23 protein-coding genes and 1 pseudogene are annotated in these 19,345 nt (G+C 35.2%); 15 read left to right on the top strand and 9 right to left on the bottom strand.

Annotation, left to right across the window (positions count from 1 at the left end; translation table 11 throughout):
- Positions 1 to 49: 49 nt before the first annotated feature.
- Together PMI13_RS10810 and PMI13_RS10805 are read right to left on the bottom strand one after the other, a co-directional pair.
- Positions 50 to 508 carry an HRDC domain-containing protein gene (locus PMI13_RS10810; RefSeq protein ID WP_007843549.1) on the bottom strand — a complete coding sequence of 153 codons (459 nt, stop codon included), beginning with the start codon at positions 506 to 508 and terminating at the stop codon, positions 50 to 52.
- 20 nt (positions 509 to 528) lie between these two features.
- Positions 529 to 861, bottom strand: a complete 333-nt coding sequence (locus tag PMI13_RS10805; RefSeq protein WP_007843547.1) for a single-stranded DNA-binding protein — start codon at positions 859 to 861, stop codon at positions 529 to 531.
- Between the two features lie 300 nt (positions 862 to 1,161).
- Here PMI13_RS10805 and PMI13_RS10800 point away from each other — a divergent pair, with 300 nt between their 5' ends.
- The 12 genes from PMI13_RS10800 (at position 1,162) to PMI13_RS21720 (ending at position 8,818) form a co-directional block, all read left to right on the top strand.
- Positions 1,162 to 2,058 carry an arginase family protein gene (locus PMI13_RS10800; protein ID WP_007843545.1) on the top strand — a complete coding sequence of 299 codons (897 nt, stop codon included), beginning with the start codon at positions 1,162 to 1,164 and terminating at the stop codon, positions 2,056 to 2,058.
- Positions 2,059 to 2,067: 9 nt separating this feature from the next.
- Positions 2,068 to 2,667 carry an HPP family protein gene (locus PMI13_RS10795; protein WP_007843543.1) on the top strand — a complete coding sequence of 200 codons (600 nt, stop codon included), beginning with the start codon at positions 2,068 to 2,070 and terminating at the stop codon, positions 2,665 to 2,667.
- Between the two features lie 5 nt (positions 2,668 to 2,672).
- Positions 2,673 to 3,017, top strand: a complete 345-nt coding sequence (locus PMI13_RS10790; protein ID WP_007843541.1) for a hypothetical protein — start codon at positions 2,673 to 2,675, stop codon at positions 3,015 to 3,017.
- Positions 3,018 to 3,042: 25 nt separating this feature from the next.
- Positions 3,043 to 3,948, top strand: a complete 906-nt coding sequence (locus PMI13_RS10785) for a TIGR01777 family oxidoreductase (RefSeq protein ID WP_007843540.1) — start codon at positions 3,043 to 3,045, stop codon at positions 3,946 to 3,948.
- A gap of 20 nt (positions 3,949 to 3,968) precedes the next feature.
- On the top strand, positions 3,969 to 4,457 hold the full coding sequence (locus PMI13_RS10780; RefSeq protein ID WP_007843538.1) for a hypothetical protein: 489 nt from the start codon (positions 3,969 to 3,971) through the stop codon (positions 4,455 to 4,457).
- Between the two features lie 47 nt (positions 4,458 to 4,504).
- Positions 4,505 to 5,083, top strand: a complete 579-nt coding sequence (locus PMI13_RS10775) for a hypothetical protein (protein ID WP_007843536.1) — start codon at positions 4,505 to 4,507, stop codon at positions 5,081 to 5,083.
- Positions 5,084 to 5,119: 36 nt separating this feature from the next.
- On the top strand, positions 5,120 to 5,701 hold the full coding sequence (locus PMI13_RS10770; protein ID WP_007843534.1) for a Crp/Fnr family transcriptional regulator: 582 nt from the start codon (positions 5,120 to 5,122) through the stop codon (positions 5,699 to 5,701).
- A 63-nt stretch (positions 5,702 to 5,764) separates the two neighbouring features.
- Positions 5,765 to 6,121 (top strand): DUF4406 domain-containing protein, encoded by a 357-nt coding sequence (locus tag PMI13_RS10765; RefSeq protein WP_007843533.1) that lies wholly within the window; start codon positions 5,765 to 5,767, stop codon positions 6,119 to 6,121.
- Positions 6,111 to 6,692 carry a GDP-mannose pyrophosphatase NudK gene (nudK, locus tag PMI13_RS10760; protein WP_007843532.1) on the top strand — a complete coding sequence of 194 codons (582 nt, stop codon included), beginning with the start codon at positions 6,111 to 6,113 and terminating at the stop codon, positions 6,690 to 6,692. The genes PMI13_RS10765 and nudK overlap by 11 nt, the downstream gene beginning before the upstream one ends.
- A gap of 22 nt (positions 6,693 to 6,714) precedes the next feature.
- Positions 6,715 to 7,251 carry a hypothetical protein gene (locus PMI13_RS10755; protein ID WP_007843531.1) on the top strand — a complete coding sequence of 179 codons (537 nt, stop codon included), beginning with the start codon at positions 6,715 to 6,717 and terminating at the stop codon, positions 7,249 to 7,251.
- A 229-nt stretch (positions 7,252 to 7,480) separates the two neighbouring features.
- Positions 7,481 to 7,927 carry a KTSC domain-containing protein gene (locus PMI13_RS10750; RefSeq protein WP_007843530.1) on the top strand — a complete coding sequence of 149 codons (447 nt, stop codon included), beginning with the start codon at positions 7,481 to 7,483 and terminating at the stop codon, positions 7,925 to 7,927.
- Positions 7,928 to 8,095: 168 nt separating this feature from the next.
- Positions 8,096 to 8,818: a hypothetical protein gene (locus PMI13_RS21720; RefSeq protein WP_007843529.1), complete on the top strand. Its 723-nt coding sequence runs from the start codon at positions 8,096 to 8,098 to the stop codon at positions 8,816 to 8,818.
- Between the two features lie 62 nt (positions 8,819 to 8,880).
- On the opposite strand, the gene PMI13_RS10735 is transcribed toward PMI13_RS21720, so the two are convergent.
- The 4 genes from PMI13_RS10735 to PMI13_RS10720 all read right to left on the bottom strand — a co-directional run bounded on the left by PMI13_RS10735 (position 8,881) and on the right by PMI13_RS10720 (position 15,181).
- The gene (locus tag PMI13_RS10735; RefSeq protein ID WP_007843528.1) at positions 8,881 to 12,066 is read right to left on the bottom strand and encodes an efflux RND transporter permease subunit; all 3,186 of its coding nucleotides are present in this window, start codon (positions 12,064 to 12,066) and stop codon (positions 8,881 to 8,883) included.
- A 7-nt stretch (positions 12,067 to 12,073) separates the two neighbouring features.
- Positions 12,074 to 13,135 (bottom strand): efflux RND transporter periplasmic adaptor subunit, encoded by a 1,062-nt coding sequence (locus PMI13_RS10730; protein WP_007843527.1) that lies wholly within the window; start codon positions 13,133 to 13,135, stop codon positions 12,074 to 12,076.
- 9 nt (positions 13,136 to 13,144) lie between these two features.
- Entirely contained in the window at positions 13,145 to 14,497 is a 1,353-nt protein-coding gene (locus PMI13_RS10725) for a TolC family protein (protein ID WP_007843526.1), read from the bottom strand.
- Between the two features lie 90 nt (positions 14,498 to 14,587).
- On the bottom strand, positions 14,588 to 15,181 hold the full coding sequence (locus PMI13_RS10720; RefSeq protein ID WP_007843525.1) for a TetR/AcrR family transcriptional regulator: 594 nt from the start codon (positions 15,179 to 15,181) through the stop codon (positions 14,588 to 14,590).
- 196 nt (positions 15,182 to 15,377) lie between these two features.
- Between PMI13_RS10720 and PMI13_RS21770 the strand changes: the two are divergent.
- A pseudogene (locus PMI13_RS21770) lies at positions 15,378 to 15,539 on the top strand (T9SS type B sorting domain-containing protein); the annotation flags it as partial.
- Between the two features lie 36 nt (positions 15,540 to 15,575).
- Here the strand turns inward: PMI13_RS21770 and PMI13_RS10715 are convergent.
- Positions 15,576 to 16,400: a CvfB family protein gene (locus PMI13_RS10715; protein ID WP_007843524.1), complete on the bottom strand. Its 825-nt coding sequence runs from the start codon at positions 16,398 to 16,400 to the stop codon at positions 15,576 to 15,578.
- A gap of 130 nt (positions 16,401 to 16,530) precedes the next feature.
- Between PMI13_RS10715 and PMI13_RS10710 the strand changes: the two genes are divergently transcribed.
- A complete protein-coding gene (locus PMI13_RS10710) occupies positions 16,531 to 16,983 on the top strand; it encodes a hypothetical protein (RefSeq protein ID WP_007843523.1) in 453 nt (150 codons plus the stop codon).
- A 108-nt stretch (positions 16,984 to 17,091) separates the two neighbouring features.
- Here PMI13_RS10710 and PMI13_RS10705 read toward each other — a convergent pair whose 3' ends face one another.
- Positions 17,092 to 17,544 carry a carboxymuconolactone decarboxylase family protein gene (locus PMI13_RS10705; protein ID WP_007843522.1) on the bottom strand — a complete coding sequence of 151 codons (453 nt, stop codon included), beginning with the start codon at positions 17,542 to 17,544 and terminating at the stop codon, positions 17,092 to 17,094.
- 113 nt (positions 17,545 to 17,657) lie between these two features.
- On the opposite strand from PMI13_RS10705, the gene PMI13_RS10700 reads away from it, so the two are divergent.
- The gene (locus PMI13_RS10700) at positions 17,658 to 18,125 is read left to right on the top strand and encodes an Lrp/AsnC family transcriptional regulator (protein WP_316928701.1); all 468 of its coding nucleotides are present in this window, start codon (positions 17,658 to 17,660) and stop codon (positions 18,123 to 18,125) included.
- 275 nt (positions 18,126 to 18,400) lie between these two features.
- On the opposite strand, the gene PMI13_RS10695 is transcribed toward PMI13_RS10700, so the two are convergent.
- Complete coding sequence (locus PMI13_RS10695) at positions 18,401 to 19,255, bottom strand: DUF4476 domain-containing protein (protein ID WP_007843520.1); 855 nt, start codon at positions 19,253 to 19,255, stop codon at positions 18,401 to 18,403.
- Positions 19,256 to 19,345: the final 90 nt, after the last annotated feature.

Below are 19,345 nucleotides of genomic sequence, written 5' to 3'. Positions count from 1 at the left end.
CCATCTGAATGGTCTCATCATTTGTGCCTTAGAGCCATTCTTTTTAAACTCAGACATTTTCAAGGATTTCTAATATCTCCTCGCCGTAATTTTCTATTTTGTGCTTTCCGAAACCTTTAATATCCAATAATTCTTCTTTTTTAGCCGGTTTATATTTAGCAACAGACATCAGTTCCTTATTACTGGCTATAAAGTAAGTAGGCAGGTTTTGTTCTTTGGCTTTTTCAGACCGCCATAGTTTTAAGGCACTCAGAATCTTTTCTTCATCAAAACTCAGAATATCATTTTCCGCTGAATATTTGATCGTTTTAGATTCTTTAACACTGCTGGCCGACATGGGCTTAAGTTCTTCAAAATACAGTACTACCGACCAGTAATTTTCGTTATTTACAAAAGCTGTTTCCACTTTTATAATCTCATGACTGGCAAGAAAATGATCCAGTGATTTTTGATCTTTATGTAAAAATTCTTTGCCCAATCTTATGGTAAAAACTTTTATTTTCATCATCTGCGTTTTTTTGATTAGTATTATTTTCCTCCTAAAAGAAGAATCTCATCGACTCTGATCTCGGTAATATATTTCTTTACCCCATCTTTATCATCATAAGATCTGTACGTAAGTTTTCCTTCAATAGCAATTTCTTTCCCTTTCGGAACATATTTCTGAAAAATTTCCGCTACTTTTCCAAAAGCTACGAGATTGTGCCATTGTGTTTCTTCCACTTTTTCACCTTTCGCATTGGTGTAATGATCGCTTGTTGCCAAAGACACACCTGCTTTTACATTTCCGTTATCGAAGTTTACAATTTCAACTTCTTTTCCTGTGTAACCAATTAATGTTACTTTGTTTCTTAGTGACATAACTATAAAATTTTTAAAGATTAATTATTCAGATCAGAGACGTTCACTGTTTTCTCTAATCTCTGTTGCAAAGATTGCATAACTCTCAAACTAAAGCCGGTATAAAACTATTTAAGTTCATTTGTAGTCGTTTGTAAACGGGTAAAAATATTGATATCCTCCAATCTGCTTTGCTGATCAATTATTTAAAATTCACCGAATAATTTTAAAACTGTATACAAAAGATTTATACGGAAAGATTAACAAATTCTCAACCGTTTGAAAACGGATAATTCTGTATCTTTGACTAAATATCAATTTATGAAAAGGGATATCAATATTTTTGAGTTTCCCCTCAATTTGGGACTTACGAAAAAAGAACACGAAATTGAGCCCGGCGTAAAAAAGCTTCCGGATTGGCTCAGAAGATTTGATTTTCATAAAAGAATTGATCCTAAAAATATTTTCAGACTGGATTCACCGGAATATTCAATGGATTTTGATGAAGAAACCGGTGTTAAAAATTCTGACAAAATTATTGAGTATGCTAAGAAGCAAGCAGAACTTGTTCTTAGGAATTACGATAAAAGCACATTCAATATTATTCTGGGAGGTGATTGCAGTATTTTAATAGGAAATGCAATTGCCCTGAAACAGCTTGGAAATTTCGGACTTTTTTATCTGGACGGGCATACCGATTTCATTCCACCAGGGCTTTCTCCAAGTGGTGGTGTAGCAGGAATGGATCTGGCGATCGTCTCCGGAATAGGGCATGAAAAGCTCACCGATATCCATCATCTCAAACCTTATTTCTATGAGGAAAATATATTCTGCGTCGGAAATGCAGAGACAGATGATGATGAATATGTGGAACAGATCCTAAATTCTGAGATCCATTATTTTGATATTGAAAGCCTCAGGAAAAATGGTTTCAGAAAAACATCTGAAGATTTTTTACAATTAGTAATTGCCCAAAATCTGGATGGCTTCTTTATCCATCTTGATGTTGACGTTTTGAAAGATGAAATTATGCCTGCCGTTGACAGCAGAATGGAAGACGGAATTGATTATGAAAATCTTAAAGAAATTCTGAAACCTCTTATTAATAATGACCGGTGTTTCGGAATTGAAATTACTATTTTAGATCCCGATTATGATGAAGAAGGCTATTATACCAAAACTTTTATAGAAAATTTAATTCCGTTGATCAATAATTAAGAAGAATAAATGAAGAAGACCATAAAAAGAACATTCAGGGTTTCAAAATATGTAATTTATAAAGAAACGCTTGTCGATTATAAAGAGCATTTCTGGTCATTTCTGGGAGCATTTTTTGGCATTGGAATTATTGCATTCATCCAGTCACACTCGTTATTACAGGCTGAAAACATATTTCTGATTGGTTCTTTCGGAGCGTCAAGTGTACTGATTTACGGAGCAATTCAAAGTCCACTCGCACAGCCCAGAAATCTTGTAGGTGGGCACGTGATTTCGGCATTGGCAGGTGTTACGGTTTATAAAATATTTCCGGATATTATCTGGCTGTCTGCACCATTGGCGGTAGCCTTTTCTATTGTACTGATGCAATATACTAAAACCCTGCATCCACCGGGTGGAGCAACAGCTCTGATTGCTGTGAGTTCTACCGGGAAAATTCCTGAACTGGGATACTGGTACGTCATCTCCCCTGTTTTATCAGGATGTATTATCTTATTGCTGGTGGCTTTATTTTTTAATAATATTACCACCAACAGAAGTTATCCTACCCATATCAGGTTTATGAGATTGCTGAAAAAGAAAAAACACACCCACAAAATGAAAAAATAAATCCTATGAATTGCCTCGAATGTGGCGAAAAAATTATCGGCCGGTCAGATAAAAAGTTCTGCAATGATGCCTGCCGAAACGCCTATAATAATAAGCAGAACAAGGACTCGAGTAACCTGATGCGGAATATCAATAATAAGCTCCGTAAAAATTACCGTATCCTCAGAGAAATCAACACCGAAGGGAAAACAAAAATTTCAAGATCAAAACTTGATGGCTTGGGTTTTGATTTTGATTATTTTACCAATATAAAGGTTTATAAGAACGGTTCCGAATATCAGTTTATTTATGATTACGGTTATAAATTTCTGGAAGACGACTTTATTCTGATTGTCAAAAATCAGGTATAATCACTCTAACCGAAATAAATTATTTATGAAAGAAGTTGTTTTGATTACAGGCGCCGGTGGCATGATTGCACAGGAACTATCGAAGAAAATAGAAAAAGATTATACGGTCAGGTTTTTAACCCGGAAAAAAAAGCGCGATAATGATTATGAATGGAATGTACAAAAAGGGATCATTAATGAATCGGCTTTTGAAAATGTTGACCATATTATCCATCTTGCAGGAGCCAATATTTCTGAGCAACGATGGACTGAAGATCGAAAAAAAGAACTGATTTCCAGCCGTATAGATTCTGCAAAACTGATTCTGGATACTTTAAAAAAGAAAAATATTAAGCTTAAATCTTTTATTTCCGCATCCGGGATCAATGTTTACGGAACCCAGACAACGGAAAACATTTATAAAGAAGATGATGAAAAAGGCAGTGACTTTCTCAGTAAAGTAGTGATTTTCTGGGAGCAGGCAGCCGACCGGTTTCTTGAGGAAAACCTAACTGAAAGAGTGGTTAAAGTACGAACGGCTGTTGTTCTTTCTGAAAAAGAAGGAGCTTTAAAAAAGATGTTGCCAACTGTACAATTGGGTATCGGGTCACCTCTTGGAACAGGAAAGCAATATATGCCCTGGATTCATGTTGATGACATTTGTTCTGTTTATGAATTTGCTTTAAAAAACCCCCACGTAACAGGGGCGTACAATGCATCCTCACCACAGCATACCACTAATGAAAACTTTACAAAAAAGATTGCAGAAGTTTTAAAAAAGCCAGTGTTTATGCCAAATGTTCCTGCATTTGTTTTAAAATTATTATTCGGAGAGCTGGCAGATGCTTTGCTTGAAGGTTCAAGAGTATCTTCCGGGAAAATAGGGAGTGAAGGATTTCAGTTTAAGTTCCCTGATTTAAAGAGAGCTTTGGAAGATCTACTTCAAAAATAAAGATTAATTTAATTTCATATATGAAGAAGACATTATCTATTGTTGCAACATTTATAATATGCTTAATAAGCTGCACTCAAAACTTAAGAGAAAAGCAGATTTTAAATTCAAATATAAAAAAAATGAACAATTCAGATTTAATTGAAAATGTAAAACTTGCGATTAATCCTAAATTTCAAGATTGGGTTTTATTCAAAAATGGAACTTATATTATTTTTGATAATGTAGATACGATAAAAGCAGTCAATGATGAAGCAATAAAACAGATGAAAGAGTTTGGACCTGTATTTGCGGGTGGTCCTGCTGGTGATTTCAATACAATTCATTTAACCAAAACTGATGGATGGATTGTTTCGGGACATGGGTATGGCATGTATACCTATGTAAACCCTTCAGAAATTGAAAATAAAACGCCTAACGATATTGAAATCGGAATATTCGGAAGATCAAAAAGGGATCTTGATGGCAAGAACCCCGAAATACTATATATAAATAGTAGCAAAAAATAGATTTTCCTTAATTATTATAGCTAGAAATAAATAAAATTATGAAATATATGAAACTGTTAATTTCATTAGGTCTTTGTTTATCATTGTCAGTAAATGCCTTTGCCCAGAAAAAAGAAACGCTGAGTACAAAGGATAAAATTATTGCCGAACAGTTTAAAAAAGACTATCAGAAGAAAAATTACAAAAAATTTACCGGAAAAATAATTGTCACAGATCTTCAGGTTAGGTTTGATGACAAAGTTATCTTTTACGATAAAAAGAACCAGAATACAAAATTAATTTTACAGGAAGGTCTTATTTATCCTCAATTGCTGACCGATTATCTGATGGAAAAATTCCTTGATGAAACGACAGACAAAACACAAAAAAGATTTTTAAAACTTCAGAAAGATCCACGTGCTTCTTTTGATGTCAGCAATATGAAAATAGAAGGCTCCCATTATCTTTCTTTCCTGGATTCAGATCCCAAGACAAAAAAATTCAACCTTATCTGTAAAGACAATAAGCTTCCGGGGTCGATACAGTATCTAATAGAACTGACCAATAAAAATGCAACAAAAGATACTTCTATGGAAGATTTTATCAAAGGTTCAAAACTGACATTTTTACTGCAAAGAACTTTTTAACAGCACCAATTCTGATAAATGATGATGTAAATACCCATGAATGACAATTTAATTTTGAAGAATATCTCTAAGCATGTTTCACTCAATAATGAGGAGGCTTGCTATTTTATTTCTCTACTAAAAGAAAGAAATATTCAAAAAAAAGAACTTATTCTTAAGCAACAACAAATCTGTAAAGAAATCAGCTTTGTTCAGTCGGGTATTTTAAGAGCTTTTTATATGGATGCCGCGGGAAAAGAATCTACAATCATGTTTGCACTTCCAGACTGGTGGATTACCGATATGTTTTGCTTTATCAATAAGAAACCTGCAATGCTGAATATTGAAGCATTGGAAGGAAGCACTGTCTTGCAATTACAGAAAGATGATTTGGATAAACTCTATTCAAAAATCCCAAAATTTGAAAGGTTTTTCAGGATAATGATGCAAAATGCGTATATCAGAGAACAGCTTAGAATTATTGAAAATCTCTCACAGACGGCCGAAGAACGGTATTATACTTTTTTGCAAAAATACCCTTTGGCTTCGGAAAGAATCACACAAAAACAAATTGCATCCTATCTGGGAATCACTCCTGAATTCTTAAGTAATATTAAAACAAATAAGCATAAAAAGTAGTATCTCTTAAACTATCTTATTTTTTCTATATCTTAAATTCTGTTATTTTACTCAAAAAAAATTATGCTTATACTTATTGCCGGACCATACCGAAGCGGGACAAATGATGATCCTGAGTTAATACAACAGAATATGAACAATCTTGAATCAGCAGCGCTGCCTATTTTCAGAAAAGGGCATATTCCCATGATTGGAGAGTGGCTTGCATTACCATTAATTAATCTTGCAGGCTCAACTCACCCCGGTGATAAGGCATGGCAGGAAATACAATATCCTATTGCTCATCGCATTCTGGAAAAATGTGATGCTGTCTTGCGCTTGGAAGGAGCTTCAAAAGGAGCAGATGAAGATGTAAGACTTGCTAAAGAAAAAGGTTTGAAAATTTATTTTAACATAGAAGATATTCCATATGCAAAATAGTAATATAAAAATTGTAAAAACAGAAATTTTATCAGATAACTGGTACATCTTAAATAAAGTTACCTATGAAAAAACTAAAAAGGATGGCTCTACTGAGATCCAAAACAGGGAAGCCTATGACAGAGGAAATGGAGCCACTATCCTGCTCTACAATAAAAATTTAAGCACTGTTATTTTAACCAGACAATTCAGGCTACCTACCTATATTAATGGCAATTCAACAGGGATGCTGATTGAAACCTGTGCCGGATTACTCGACAATGATAACCCCGAGAAATGTATAAAACGGGAAACTGAGGAAGAAACCGGCTATAAAATCTCAAAAGTTGAAAAGGTTTTTGAATCTTATATGTCGCCCGGCTCAGTTACTGAAATCATTCATTTTTTTATCGCTGAATATTCCAAAGAAATGAAAACCGCAGATGGCGGCGGACTTGAGGAAGAAGGTGAAGATATTGAGGTTCTGGAATTTTCTATTAACGATGCCCTTACTATGATTGACACGGGTGAAATTAAAGATGCCAAAACGATTATGCTGTTGCAGTATGTAAGGCTTAAGAATATTATATAAGTTGAATACAACAAATAAACTAATGCCAAAAATATTAAAGAGCCAGGTAATATTTTTAATTATTACAGGGCTGTTTTTTTGTGTGTTCATTTTTCTGTTCGAACCAACAATCAAGGAAAAATATCTGGATTCTGATCTTAGCACCTTTAAAGATGATTCCTGGAAGTATACAATTATTCCATTTATCTTTCTTTTGATTGTTTATCTATTCCTAATCATTAAATCTAAAAGAAAGGATTTCTCAAATTTACCACTTGTCATTCTATTTTTGACACTTGGGTGTTTTGGCCTCCGTGGTCTTATTGACAAATTTCTGTTATATGTTAACACTCAAACAGAAAAAGAAAAGGTTGTAAGAATATATGAAGTAATAAACCACAAAGAGCAACAAGTTTTCTGGCTAAAAAGTAAAACCTTTATTCATTCTGATAATGAGATTGATAAGATTAACAACTACCGAATTAAGAAAAATTTAAAGTCTGTTTTTGAACTTAAAACTAATGATACCATTATCGTGACCTTAAAAAGAGGAATCATGGATGTGAGTTATCTTGATTAAGCTTAAACACAAATGCCACTAATTTTTCACACTAATGCTCACAAATAGATCACAATACATTTTCAAATAAATTAATAATGAATAACTTATGATTTTTAGAATTTAATTCCCTAATTTTGCACCCCGAAATAAGGATTCAGATGTAAACTTGTCTATAAAATACTGTACAAGCAAGTACCTACGAAAATATTGACTGCATATGACCTTAAAAATCAATAAATATCTACATATGAAAAGAGTCGGTGAACACAGAAAGCTTCTTGGGGTCGATAAAACCGTTACTTTAAAAGAATTAAAAACAATTTACAGAAATACGATGAAAGATTCGCATCCTGATAAATTTGTTAACGACGAAGCCGGGAAACTGGAGGCTGAAGAAAAAAGCAAATCTGTGATTGAAGCTTATCATTTTTTGGTGAGCATCAACCCGGAAACTCAGGAAAAATATAAAGAAGAATATACTGAAACCACAACAAAATCTAACATTCAGGATTTCTATTTTGAAAAACAGATCCTGACTGTTCAGCATTTGAATGGAAAAATGTATGAATATATTGGTGTTCCGAGAAATACTTATATAAAAATGGTCAATGCCGATTCTCCGAGCCGTTTTGCAAGAAGACACATTTATGGAAGTTTCATCTACAGAAAGTCTGGTGAGGCCATGGCAGATTAATTTCCTTATAAAAATAAGCAAAGGCTTCCGGTTTATTCTGGAAGCTTTTTTTATGGCTAAAAAATAAACGAATGACACTATCTTCTTGTTGATATGGACATTTCGTTCGTTGTTTTTTTAAATATGAATAATGAATCTTATTTTAATTCTATATAATAAGAATGCGAAATGTATAAAATTAAGTATATTTCAGCGCCAGAGATGTTTATGTCAGCAACGAAGATTATAACGGAAAACATAAAAAAAGAAATATTAATTAAACAAATGACCACTGAAGAATTCGTAAAAAACTTTTACATTGAAAAACAAAACATTTTAGATTCAGATTTTAAAACAAAAATTAAAGACTTAAATCTTGATGAGATTAAAACTGAAAAATTAAAGCAAACAATTTCTAACCTTTTAACAGATACTTTTTATACAATTTTACTTGGCTTAGATGGTTCTGCAAGTATTGGAAATTCACAAGAAGTTTTTAAAATTTATGATGAAGAAAATAATTTAATTTCTGAGGGTGGAGATTTGGAAGGCCATGCATATGAATATTTCCATGAAAATAAATTAGAAACTGAAAATTCAAAATGTGATTTTATTGCTCAAATTTATTTCAATAAAGAAAATGAAGGTGGAAGAACGCATCACGTTAAAAGTGATTACAGATCACAATTGGTTTTCAATTTTGACGATTACCAAACATCTCATCGCCAGATTTATATTGATACTAATTATGCTTTTCCAGGAGATATTGTTAATGCAGAAGTAGACATACTATCTCAGGAATATTTTTATGGAAAATTAAAAGCAGGAATGGGCTTCAAATTTTATGAAAGTTCACAATTGATTGGAACAGGAAGAGTCATTAAAATCATAAATAGTAAATTGAAAAAATAATTTAAAACAAAAAACCGTATCAAAATTGATACGGTTTTCGGTTAATTAAGGTTATTATATATTTAGTCTATGTGTTTAGGAGTGTACCCGTCATCACTTAGTTCTTTGTGTACGTAATCAGCTTTGATCTCAGCCTCGTAATCTACTTTTTCATGTTTACCCATTCTTCTCAGAACAGAATCAAACAGGGAGTACACTACCGGTACGATAATCAAAGTAAGGAAGAGAGACGATGTCAAACCACCGATAACTACCCATGCAAGCCCCTTGTTAAACTCCGCTCCCGCTCCTGTTGCGAGGGCAATCGGTAACATACCGAAGATCATCGCAATCGTTGTCATCAGGATCGGACGAAGACGTGCATGGTTTGCCTGTACTAAAGCATCATGCGTATTTGCGCCCGCGGCTTTTCTTGCATTCGTAAAGTCGACAATCAAAATCGCGTTCTTCGCAACCAGACCGATCAACATGATCATTCCCAACATCGTAAAGATGTTCAATGAATTGGCAGTTAAGGCAAGGATCACCATTACCCCGATCATCGCCAACGGAATGGAGAACAATACTACGAACGGATATACAAAACTGTCGTACAATGAAACCATTACCAGGTATACCAATACGATAGCCGCCAACAAAGCAATTCCTAACGTACCGAAACCTTCCTGCTGGTTTTCCATATCCCCGCTCCAGATGTAATCTACTCCTACAGGCTTGTTCTTATTATCCATAAACTGTGCAGCCCATTCGTTTGCTACGTCACCTACCGGTCTACCAACAGCTTTAGCTCTTACTTTCACGGAAGGTGATTTATCTCTACGCTCAAGCAAGCTCGGTCCTGATCCCATATTTACATCAGCAAACTGGCTTAAACGGATCTGCTCTCCCTGAGGATTGGTAAACATCAGGTTTTTAACATCATCAATTGATTTTCTGCTGTTATCTGCGAAACGGATATTGATGTCATATTCATATTCTCCGGCTCTGAACTTCCCGTCTGTATTTCCGTTGAATGCGGTCTGCATAGTCTGTCCTACACTTGAAAGGTTTAAGCCTAATGAAGCCATTTTATCCCTGTCGATATTCACCTGAACCTCTGGATTACCCGTGTCTGTTGACAATTCGGCATCTACTGCGCCCGGAACTTTTTTCAAAAGCTCTAAAATTCTTGTCGCTTCTTTTACTGCTATTGCATTATCCGGTGCCGTTACTACCATTTCGATCGGCGCATTTTCAGCACCCAGAATACCGATTGGAGCAGTTTTAAACTCAACTCCGGTGAATTTTTCTTCTAAAGCTCTTTTTACTTTTGCCGCTTTAATATTAGTACTTTCAGGGCGTTCAGACTTATCTGTCAGGTTTACCTGAACTTCAGACTGGTATGTTGTTGCCTGAGCACCGCCGAAACCTGTAGACTGCTGCCCCACTGTGGTAATCAGGTCCACAACATCTTTATCATTTCTTAAGAATTTCTCAACATCTAATGTCAGCTGGTTTGTTTTTTCAATTGTTGCATCTTTTGATAATTCCATCTGAACAAGGAACTGACCACGGTCTATCGGAGGGAAGAATTCACCACCGATGAATCCGAACGCCACCAGCATAAATGAGGAAATCAAAACAATAAAAGTGATCACTACTGTTGATATTCTTCTTAAAGTTGTTTTCAGACACCATTCAAGGATTCCTGTGATCCAGTGGGTGAATTTGTCAATTAAATCTTCAAACCAAAGGATGAATTTCTGAAACCAGTTTTTACCTGTTAAATGTTCCAGCTTACCAAATCTTGATGATAACCAAGGAATAATGGTGAATGAGGCCAGCAATGACAACATCGTTGCGATAACCACCGTGACACAGAACTGACCGAGGATATTTGCTACAAGCCCTGAACTCATCGCAATCGGTAAGAATACCACCACAATTACCAATGTAATGGCAGCTACGGTAAACCCAATCTCTGAAGCTCCGTCATATGCCGCCCTGATCTTGCTTTTCCCCATTTCCATGTGACGGTAAATGTTTTCCAGTACAACGATCGCGTCATCCACAAGAATACCTACCACGAGCGATAGTCCTAATAAACTCATTAAGTTTAAGGTGTATCCCATTAAATTCATCCCGATGAACGTTGCAATCAATGAAGCCGGAATAGAAACCATTACGATAAATGCATTTCTGATACTGTGAAGGAATAATAGCATCACAATTGCCACAAGAATAATCGCTAAGAACAGGTCAAAAATAACGTGGTTGGCAGATTCCAGGGTAAAGTCGGTCGTGTCATTTACAATTTTAACTTTAACTCCCTGTGCTGAATAGTTTTTCTGAACAGTTTCAATGGTTTTCTGTACACTTTCAGATACCGCTACCGCATTCGCATCAGATTGTTTTTTAACCTGCATTAAAATCGTCGGAAACTGATTGAATCTCGCTACTTTTTCAACATCTTTCTGAGCATCAAAAACCGTTGCAATATCAGACAGACGAACCTGAGCTCCATTTTTACTGGAAACAACAAGATTGTTCATTTCTGCTACCGATTTATACTTTCCTGATAATCTGATCGTAGATTTTGTAGTTCTTGTTTTCAAGCTACCTGTCGGGAAGTCAAGGTTTGATGAAAGGATAGACTGCTGTACATCTCCGATTGAAAGCCCGTAACCCTGTAGTTTTTTCTCATCAAGATTCACCTGGATCTCTCTTTCCTGTCCGCCCACAAGATCAACCTGCGCTACTCCGTTTACACGGGAGAAAATAGGTTCTATTTTTTTATCTAAAAGGTCATACAGGTCTTTACTGTTCAGTTTATCTGATGAAATACTCATTGTGATAATGGGTAAATCATCCAGAGAGAACTTATTCAAAGACGGTGCGTCCACATCATCCGGAAGATCTGCCAGAATAGCATTCACCTTTCTCTGAGCATCATTCAAAGCATAATCTACATCTGCTCCGTCATTCAGCTGAACCATAATTACAGATAAACTCTCGTAAGATGAGGATTCTACTTTTTTCACATTTTCCAAAGAACCAACGGCATCTTCAATCTTCCGGGTCACGGAAGTTTCCACCTCAGCAGGTGATGCTCCCGGATAAACCGTAGAAATGGTAACCATATTGGTTTCAAACTTCGGAATCAATTCGTATCCCATGAGCGTGTAACTCAGGATACCTCCCAACGTAAGAATTGTAAACAGTACAATAACTAACGAAGGTCTTTTAATCGATATTTCTGCTAACTTCATAAATCCTCTACTTTATAATATTGATTTTAGATCCGTTATCAAGATTGATCTGTCCGCTGGTAATAACCTGCTCACCGCCGTTAAGACCACTTAAAACCTGTACTTTATCTCCATAAACCTTACCAATTGTAACGGTAATCAGTTTAGCAGTTCCGTTTTGAACGATAAATAACTGACCTGAACTTACCCCATTTACGAATGCTTCTGCAGGAACCGTCAGCATATTCTGGGTTTCAGCTCCATTATTGGTTTTAAATATAGCAGTGGCATACATCCCTGCTTTTAAATTACCTCTGTTCTGTACTTCAATTTCAACCGGGAAATTTAAAGATGCATCACTTTTAGGAGCAATAAATGTAATTCTTCCGCTGAAAGAATCTTCAGGTAAAACATTGACCTTGATCGGAACTTCCTGACCTAACTGAATTTTTCCGATCTGGCTTTCATCAACCAATACAGAAAGTTTAAGACTGTTGATATTAACGATCTCAAACATCGAACTACCTACTGAAACTACAGTTCCCGGTTCAATCATTTTTTTATTGATCATCCCGCTGATCCCTGCACGGATGCTTGTATCATTTACTCTGACTCCCTGTGCACGAAGGGCGGCCTGCGCATTCTTCAGCTGTAATCTTGAGTTGTCTACCTGCTGTTTGGTAACTCCACCTGTTTTAAAAGCATTTTCATAACGCTGATTATCAATAATGGCATTCTGTAAATTATTCTGAGCCTGCGAAACATCCACTTCAATCGCATCTTTTTTGATGATTGCCAATGTCTGACCTGCTGAAACTCTTGATCCTTCTTTCACCAAAACGCTTACAATACGCCCTGCGATTTCAGAAGACTGCTCCATTTCCTGTTTCGGAAGGAAAGTTCCGTTTGCAGAATAATCTGTATCAATATTTTCTCTTTTTACAGTGACAACATTTACGTTGATTTTATCTACCTGCTTGGCAACCTCGGTAACTTCCTTGGTCTGCTTTTCTTTATTCCCGGCAATCTTATAAGCGGCTAAACCTACCAGTACAGCTGCTACGATGATATATATTAAAGTTTTTTTCATTATAGTTTATTATGGGTTTTGTAATGTGCTTAATTCTCCTTTAGCTTTTATTAATTTGATCTCAGCCTGCTTGTAATCCAATAATGCGTTTGAATAGTTCTGTTTTGCCTGTGTCAAAGCATTTTCAGCATCCAGAACTTCCGTCAATGTTGCCAGACCATACTGATAATTTGACTGCGTGTTTTTCTGAACCCTTTCTGCCAGACCCACATTATCTTTCATACTTTCGATATTGATCAATGCATTTTCCATATTGGTAACTGCATTTTTATAATCCAAACTTAAGTTTAGCTGGGTATTCTGAATATCCTGGTCTAAATCCTGAATATCAATTTCCGCCTGATTGATCTTAGCTTTTGTAGCTCCACCGGTGAAAATCGGAATGTTTATATTTAAACCAATCGCTGAATAATCACTCCAGAGAACTCCTTTGTTGATCCCATTTGTAAGAGGGAATTTTCCTCCTTGTCCACCCCAGGCGTAATTTGCTACCAGGTTTACGGTAGGATACAGATAAGCTTCCGTTGCTTTCTTATTATATACAAGAAGCTCTCTGTTTTTATTTAAAACTTTGATCTCCGTACGGTCGTCAAGGTTTACATTACTGGCAATCAGTTCCGGTTTTGGCTCGATTGTTTTTTCTTCAAGTGCAATATCTGTACTGATAGGAACCCCCATATAAAATTTCAAAGCATTTTTTGAAAGCTCTACCGAATTAATCAACGTCTGTTTGTTTGAACCAATATTGGTTAACTGAACATTCGTTCTATCCAGATCAATTGCCTTTGCCAAACCATTATCAACTAAACTTTTGATCACATTCCTTACTCTTTCCGTATTGGCATAGCTTGCTTCTACCGTTTTCAGATTTTCTTCCTGTACAAATACCTGATAATAGGCTGTTGCAACATTTTCGATGATTTGTTCATTAGTCAGCTGAGCATTCAGAATGTAGAATTCTCTTGTTGATTTCGCTGCCTTAAGGCCTGTAAAGACTCTTTGATCAAAAATAGCCTGCTGAACCTGTACAGAAGCAGTAGAACTCCATGGCTGTCCTAACTGAGCTCTTATTCTTTCCCCTCCAAATTCAAGCAATGACTCCTGAATAATAGGATTATAAGTTAAACCCGCTGTAGCACTCACCTGTGGTAAAGCTCCGGCTCTGGCTTCATCAATTTTGTATTCAGCTTTTTTGATCTGTAAAGCAGCCTTCTTAGCTTCTGCTTTGTTCTGAAGTGCCTGTTTAATAGCTTCCTGCAGGGAAACCTGCTGTTGAGCAGACACTGATGAAAAGCCGAAAATCATAAATGCAGCCGCTATCCCAATTTTTAGCTTTTGTGCAGTTATACGTTTTCTTTTCATAATTTTATACTTCGTTTATTTTTTTAATATTGTTTTTATCAGGTATTTATTTTTAAAGAACGAATCATATTTAAAAATACTTTAACATTCTTAATTTTTAAATAACATATTCAGAATAATCTCTTTTCGTTCTGAAATAATCAGGTCAAATTCTTTATCATCAATCATCAGATTTTCCATCAGAAGCGGGCGTATCGCACTTGGGAAAACCAAAAGAGAAACCATATTTAAAAGAAACTGGATAGGCTTCATCGTAGCAATATTTCCCAATTTCATTTCGCCTTCAATATCCTTGTACAGTTTTTTCAGTTCGTCTTCCTCGATATCTTTTTTATGACAGTTTCCTTTGTTGATCTGTGAAACAATATAAGTTTCCAGATATGGATATTGAAGACTTGTAGCCAGACTTCCTTCAATAAACTGGCTCATCTTTTCTTTAAAAGGCAAATCAGAGTTCATGATGATTTCAGATTTTTCCTTCTCAACCTTCTGAGCTTCATCAAAAATAATCTGGATAAGATTATCTCTCGAGCGGAAGTAGTAGTTGATAAGCGTTCTGTTGACTCCAGCTGCATCAGCAATTTCCTGAGTGGTAGCGTCAAACTTCCCTTTCACAAAGAATAAATTCTTCGTTGTCTCTTTGATCAATTCTTGTGTTTGGTCTTTTTTTGCTTGATTTGACATTTTTGTTAAACAAATTTGTGCAAATATAAACCAAACAAACGTTTTGACAAAATTGTTAAACAAAAAAAATAAACAAAATTATATGACATACATCAGGTTTACAGAATGGTATTCCAAATTAAGTACTGTTAATCCCCGTAAAGTATTTTTTTCTTTGCAGAGAATCAACCGGAACTGAAATGAGTGTTTTGACAGACGGGGAACTCCTGTTTTCAAGGAAACAATCAACAAAAAAGCTTTCGAATGGGACGGAAAATACAATTCAATACCATTACCAACAGGCAATTACTGGTATATTATCAAAGTTATTGACGGTAGAATATACAACGGATGGCTACTGATTAAAAACAGAAACTAAATAAAAAACGGGCAGAAATTTCTGCCCGTTTTGTTTTTATAATAATTTTATCCTGTCTTCCAGAATGTCTATAATTTTATCTTTATAAAGCCCGCCGATTGCCTTTTTGAAATTCTTTTTACTCATCTGAATCTCATCTTTGATCTCTTCCGGCGAAGATTTATCGGAAAGGTACAGAAGACCGTAGTTTTCCTCTAATTTATCAAGAATTTTCTGTTTGAATTCATCAATATTTTCAAATCCTTCCGGCTGCAGGGAAACATCAATTTTACCATCTTCACGAATCGCTTTTATATAGCCTGTTTCTTCAGATAGCGGATACAGTTTCTTGTATACATCAGATGCATAAATCAATCCGATATATTTTTTGTTGATCACCACATTCCAGCCCAGCTCACTTTCATTCATTAAAATCAGGTCTACCTTATCTCCTTTCTGAAAAGGCAGGTTATCATATTGCGGGTTCCTTTTGAATTTAGTCGTTCCTGTGATCAGATCAAGGTCTTCATCCACATAAATATTGACCAGATATCTTTTCCCTTCAATGATTTTAGATTTCTGCTGTTTGTAGGGAATGAATAAATCTTTGATGATTCCCCAATCCATAAACGCTCCACTAGGAAGGCTCTGTACACAGTTCATTACGGCAAATTCCCCAACTTCCGCCAACGGAATTTCAGTCGTTGCTTTCAGTTTATTATCATCCTGGTATACGAAAACCTCAACTTCTTCATCGATTTCTTTTTCTTCCGGCATGAAAATTTTGGGTAAAAAAGCCTTTTCACCAGATTCGTCAGTGAGTATCCATCCTGAACTTATTTTTTCTGAAATTTTTAAAGTCTGAGTTTTTCCGAGTAGCATTAATGATCAAATTAGTCTGCAAAGTTACGGATAATTAAGCAGAATTTTTTTTTTCTCTTCATGACGCTCGACAGAAAATAAAATAGTTATCAAATAAAACTTACATTTGACAATCAATAAAACTCTTATCATGAAGCTTTACAGTTTTTTATTCCTCTTGCTTTTTAACTTCCCGGTCACTGCTCAGGTTTTAAATAAAACGTCCATTAATCTGGCTTACCGTTATACCGGCCGCAATGTTCTGCAAGCAGGGCTGGAATTTAAAACCAATGATTCCAGTGCACAGTCTTTAATAGCCGGAGCTTCGTTTCTTTATACCAGAATAAACAGGGAAAATAAATTTCTTCCTGAAGTTAGTTTTCATTATACCAATATCAAAGGACAGTTATTTGGAGTATCACTAAACCCTTATTCTGTAGAACCCAGGCTCGGTTTCTCTCTTTTCAATCTGATGTATCTTAATACAGGATATGCCCTGCCAATACATAAAGAAAAATATTTTAAGGGAATCACTTTCGGAATACAGTTCAATATTGCACCGGTAAAATCATCTCAATTTTATGATCATCTCAAAATGATGTAAAAACTTTAAAACATTGATTTAGATTTTGGGATAAAGCTATTGGATAAACTTCTTAAAATGAAAACGGACTGTCATACTTTTGAGACCACTTTTTTGTCAATGCAATATTTACAGAATATCTTTTAATTTTGCAGCCGCATCTGTCTGCAGATCTTCTGTCAGATTAAATACTTTTCCTAATTTCTGTGAAGCATTCACAAATGAGATAAATGTACATAGCTCCGAAATTTCTTCCTCAGAGAAATGTTCTTTCAACATATCAAAATGCCCTTCGAAAATGGAACGATGATCTTTGCAAAATAATGCAGCAAATGCGGTTGTTAATGATATTCTAATTTGTGTTTGGTCAAAATCCGGTTTTCCTCCTTTTACCATACAATATTCACAGCCGTTTTCAAAAGCAGTTGTTCTTCGGATCTGTTCCAACAAGTTTTTGTCCAAAGAGCTATTATTCCATAGCGCTACCTCTAATTCGTTCCATTTTTTCAAGATTTCAGTATTGTGCCCGATCAGCTTTTCAAAGGCTGTTTTTCCATTTTCTGATAATTTTATTCTTGTCATATCTTTAGATTTTGTTTATCAAATTTCGGATAAAATAGTCTGTCGAAAAAAGCGGATTCAACCGTATATTTTACTATTTTTAACTAATTTAATTTTTAAAATACAGTTTAGCAATTAAAATAGTTTTAGATGAATTTGACTATAAGATTCTCAAGATTTTATGCAACAACTCAAGATTAAGCTATGCGGAGATAGGAAGAAAGATTTCGCTGTCGCAGTCGGCTACAAAAGAAAGAATTTTGAATTTAATTGATCTTGAGGTAATAAAAAATTTCAGTATAGGTATTGACTTTGAGAAATTGGGATATGGATTAAAAGTTCTGATCAGTTTAAAATTTAAAAATGATGATTTCAGAAAATTTATTGCTGACTTACCTAAATTTCCTGAAGTAATGACTTGCAAAAGGATAACTGGCGAATTTTGCTTAATTACAGAATGTATTCTGAAAGACAGCTCCCATCTCGAAAATCTTATCGACAGATTAATTCCCTATGGAACCCCAACGACTTCCATACAGCTATCAGAAGTAAGGATTGAAAATCTTTTTGACCACTTTACAGCAGCATCCAACAAAAGATGAATTAAATTCGGCAGTGAATACAATTTATTTTACAGCTACCAATTTTAACAGGGCTATTAAGAATAATTCCCGAAATTATTGGTTTCGGGAATTACTCATTTGTTTATTACTCTTTTCAGGATTAATAATTATGACTGGTCTCTGAAATTCGATACAGATTAATGGTAAGAAATTGCTCTGAGAACCTTTTAAATGATAAAAGTTGTCATCAGGCAGGAATTTTAAGACAGCCTTCCCATGAATACAATCTGCCAATAAAAAGAGAAACGTTTACTTTATGATTTTGTTATAAATTCCATGAGCTCCCGTTTGCTGCTTTCATAATCGAACGCATCGTAAACTAAAAAGTATTTGTTTTTATCGGCACATTTCCGGTACATAGACTTAGCCAGATCCAATTTGTTCCTATCAAAGCTTAAAGATTTCACCAGGCTTTTTATCTGGTAAGAAGTGAACATTGTGCTTCGCATCTGCTGATTGATCATTGCCATTTTACCGTCATCAAATTTTTCATTTCTCTCCAACATTTCAAAAAACCTGCTGAAGGCAGCATCTTCCATTACATTCTCCCAATTATTCCAGTTTCCAGACTGGCTTCCATAAGGGCTGTTCCAGACATCATTCCAGTCGCTGAAGCCTGAATATTGTCCCTGAACAGGATATGAATCCAATAAATATAAGCCTTCACTGGTGAAGAAATCCAGCACCATTCTATTGTTATTCCGAAGCATTAATGTTGTTCTGTAAATTAAAAATCCATTATCATAGATGGAGATCGGAACCCTGCCGGATGATAAATCAAAAAAACGATATTTCCCGGAACCGTTTGAAATCGTCTGATCATCAACTTCAACAGTGAAAAAGCCTTGCTCGGGAATACGCAGAAAGACTTCTGCATAGCCATAGTTTCTGTTCCACTGATAATTGGGATTTTTTGATCTGGTATTTTGACTTTCTGTATTTCGGTATTTTGACTGATCAAAAACTTTATTATTGGATTTTGCATTTCCGGAAGATTTCATCTCTGTTGTGGAAGCTTCATTTTTTAAAAGCTCACCCGCTTTTCCTGCTTCCTGGGCAAATGAATTAATTCCTACAAAAAACATCAAACTAATAAAAATATTTTTCATAATTACAATTTACAAAATCAATCCCCATTTTTATGCCAAAAAAAAGAGAAGCGCTGGCTTCTCTTTTTTATTTTAAATTTTTAAATGTTC

Origin of the sequence: Chryseobacterium populi (assembly GCF_000282115.1) — a bacterium.
Classification (GTDB): Bacteria; Bacteroidota; Bacteroidia; order Flavobacteriales; family Weeksellaceae; genus Chryseobacterium; species Chryseobacterium populi.
Note: the sequence above shows the minus strand (reverse complement) of the source record. Positions and strands in the feature narration are given on the sequence as shown.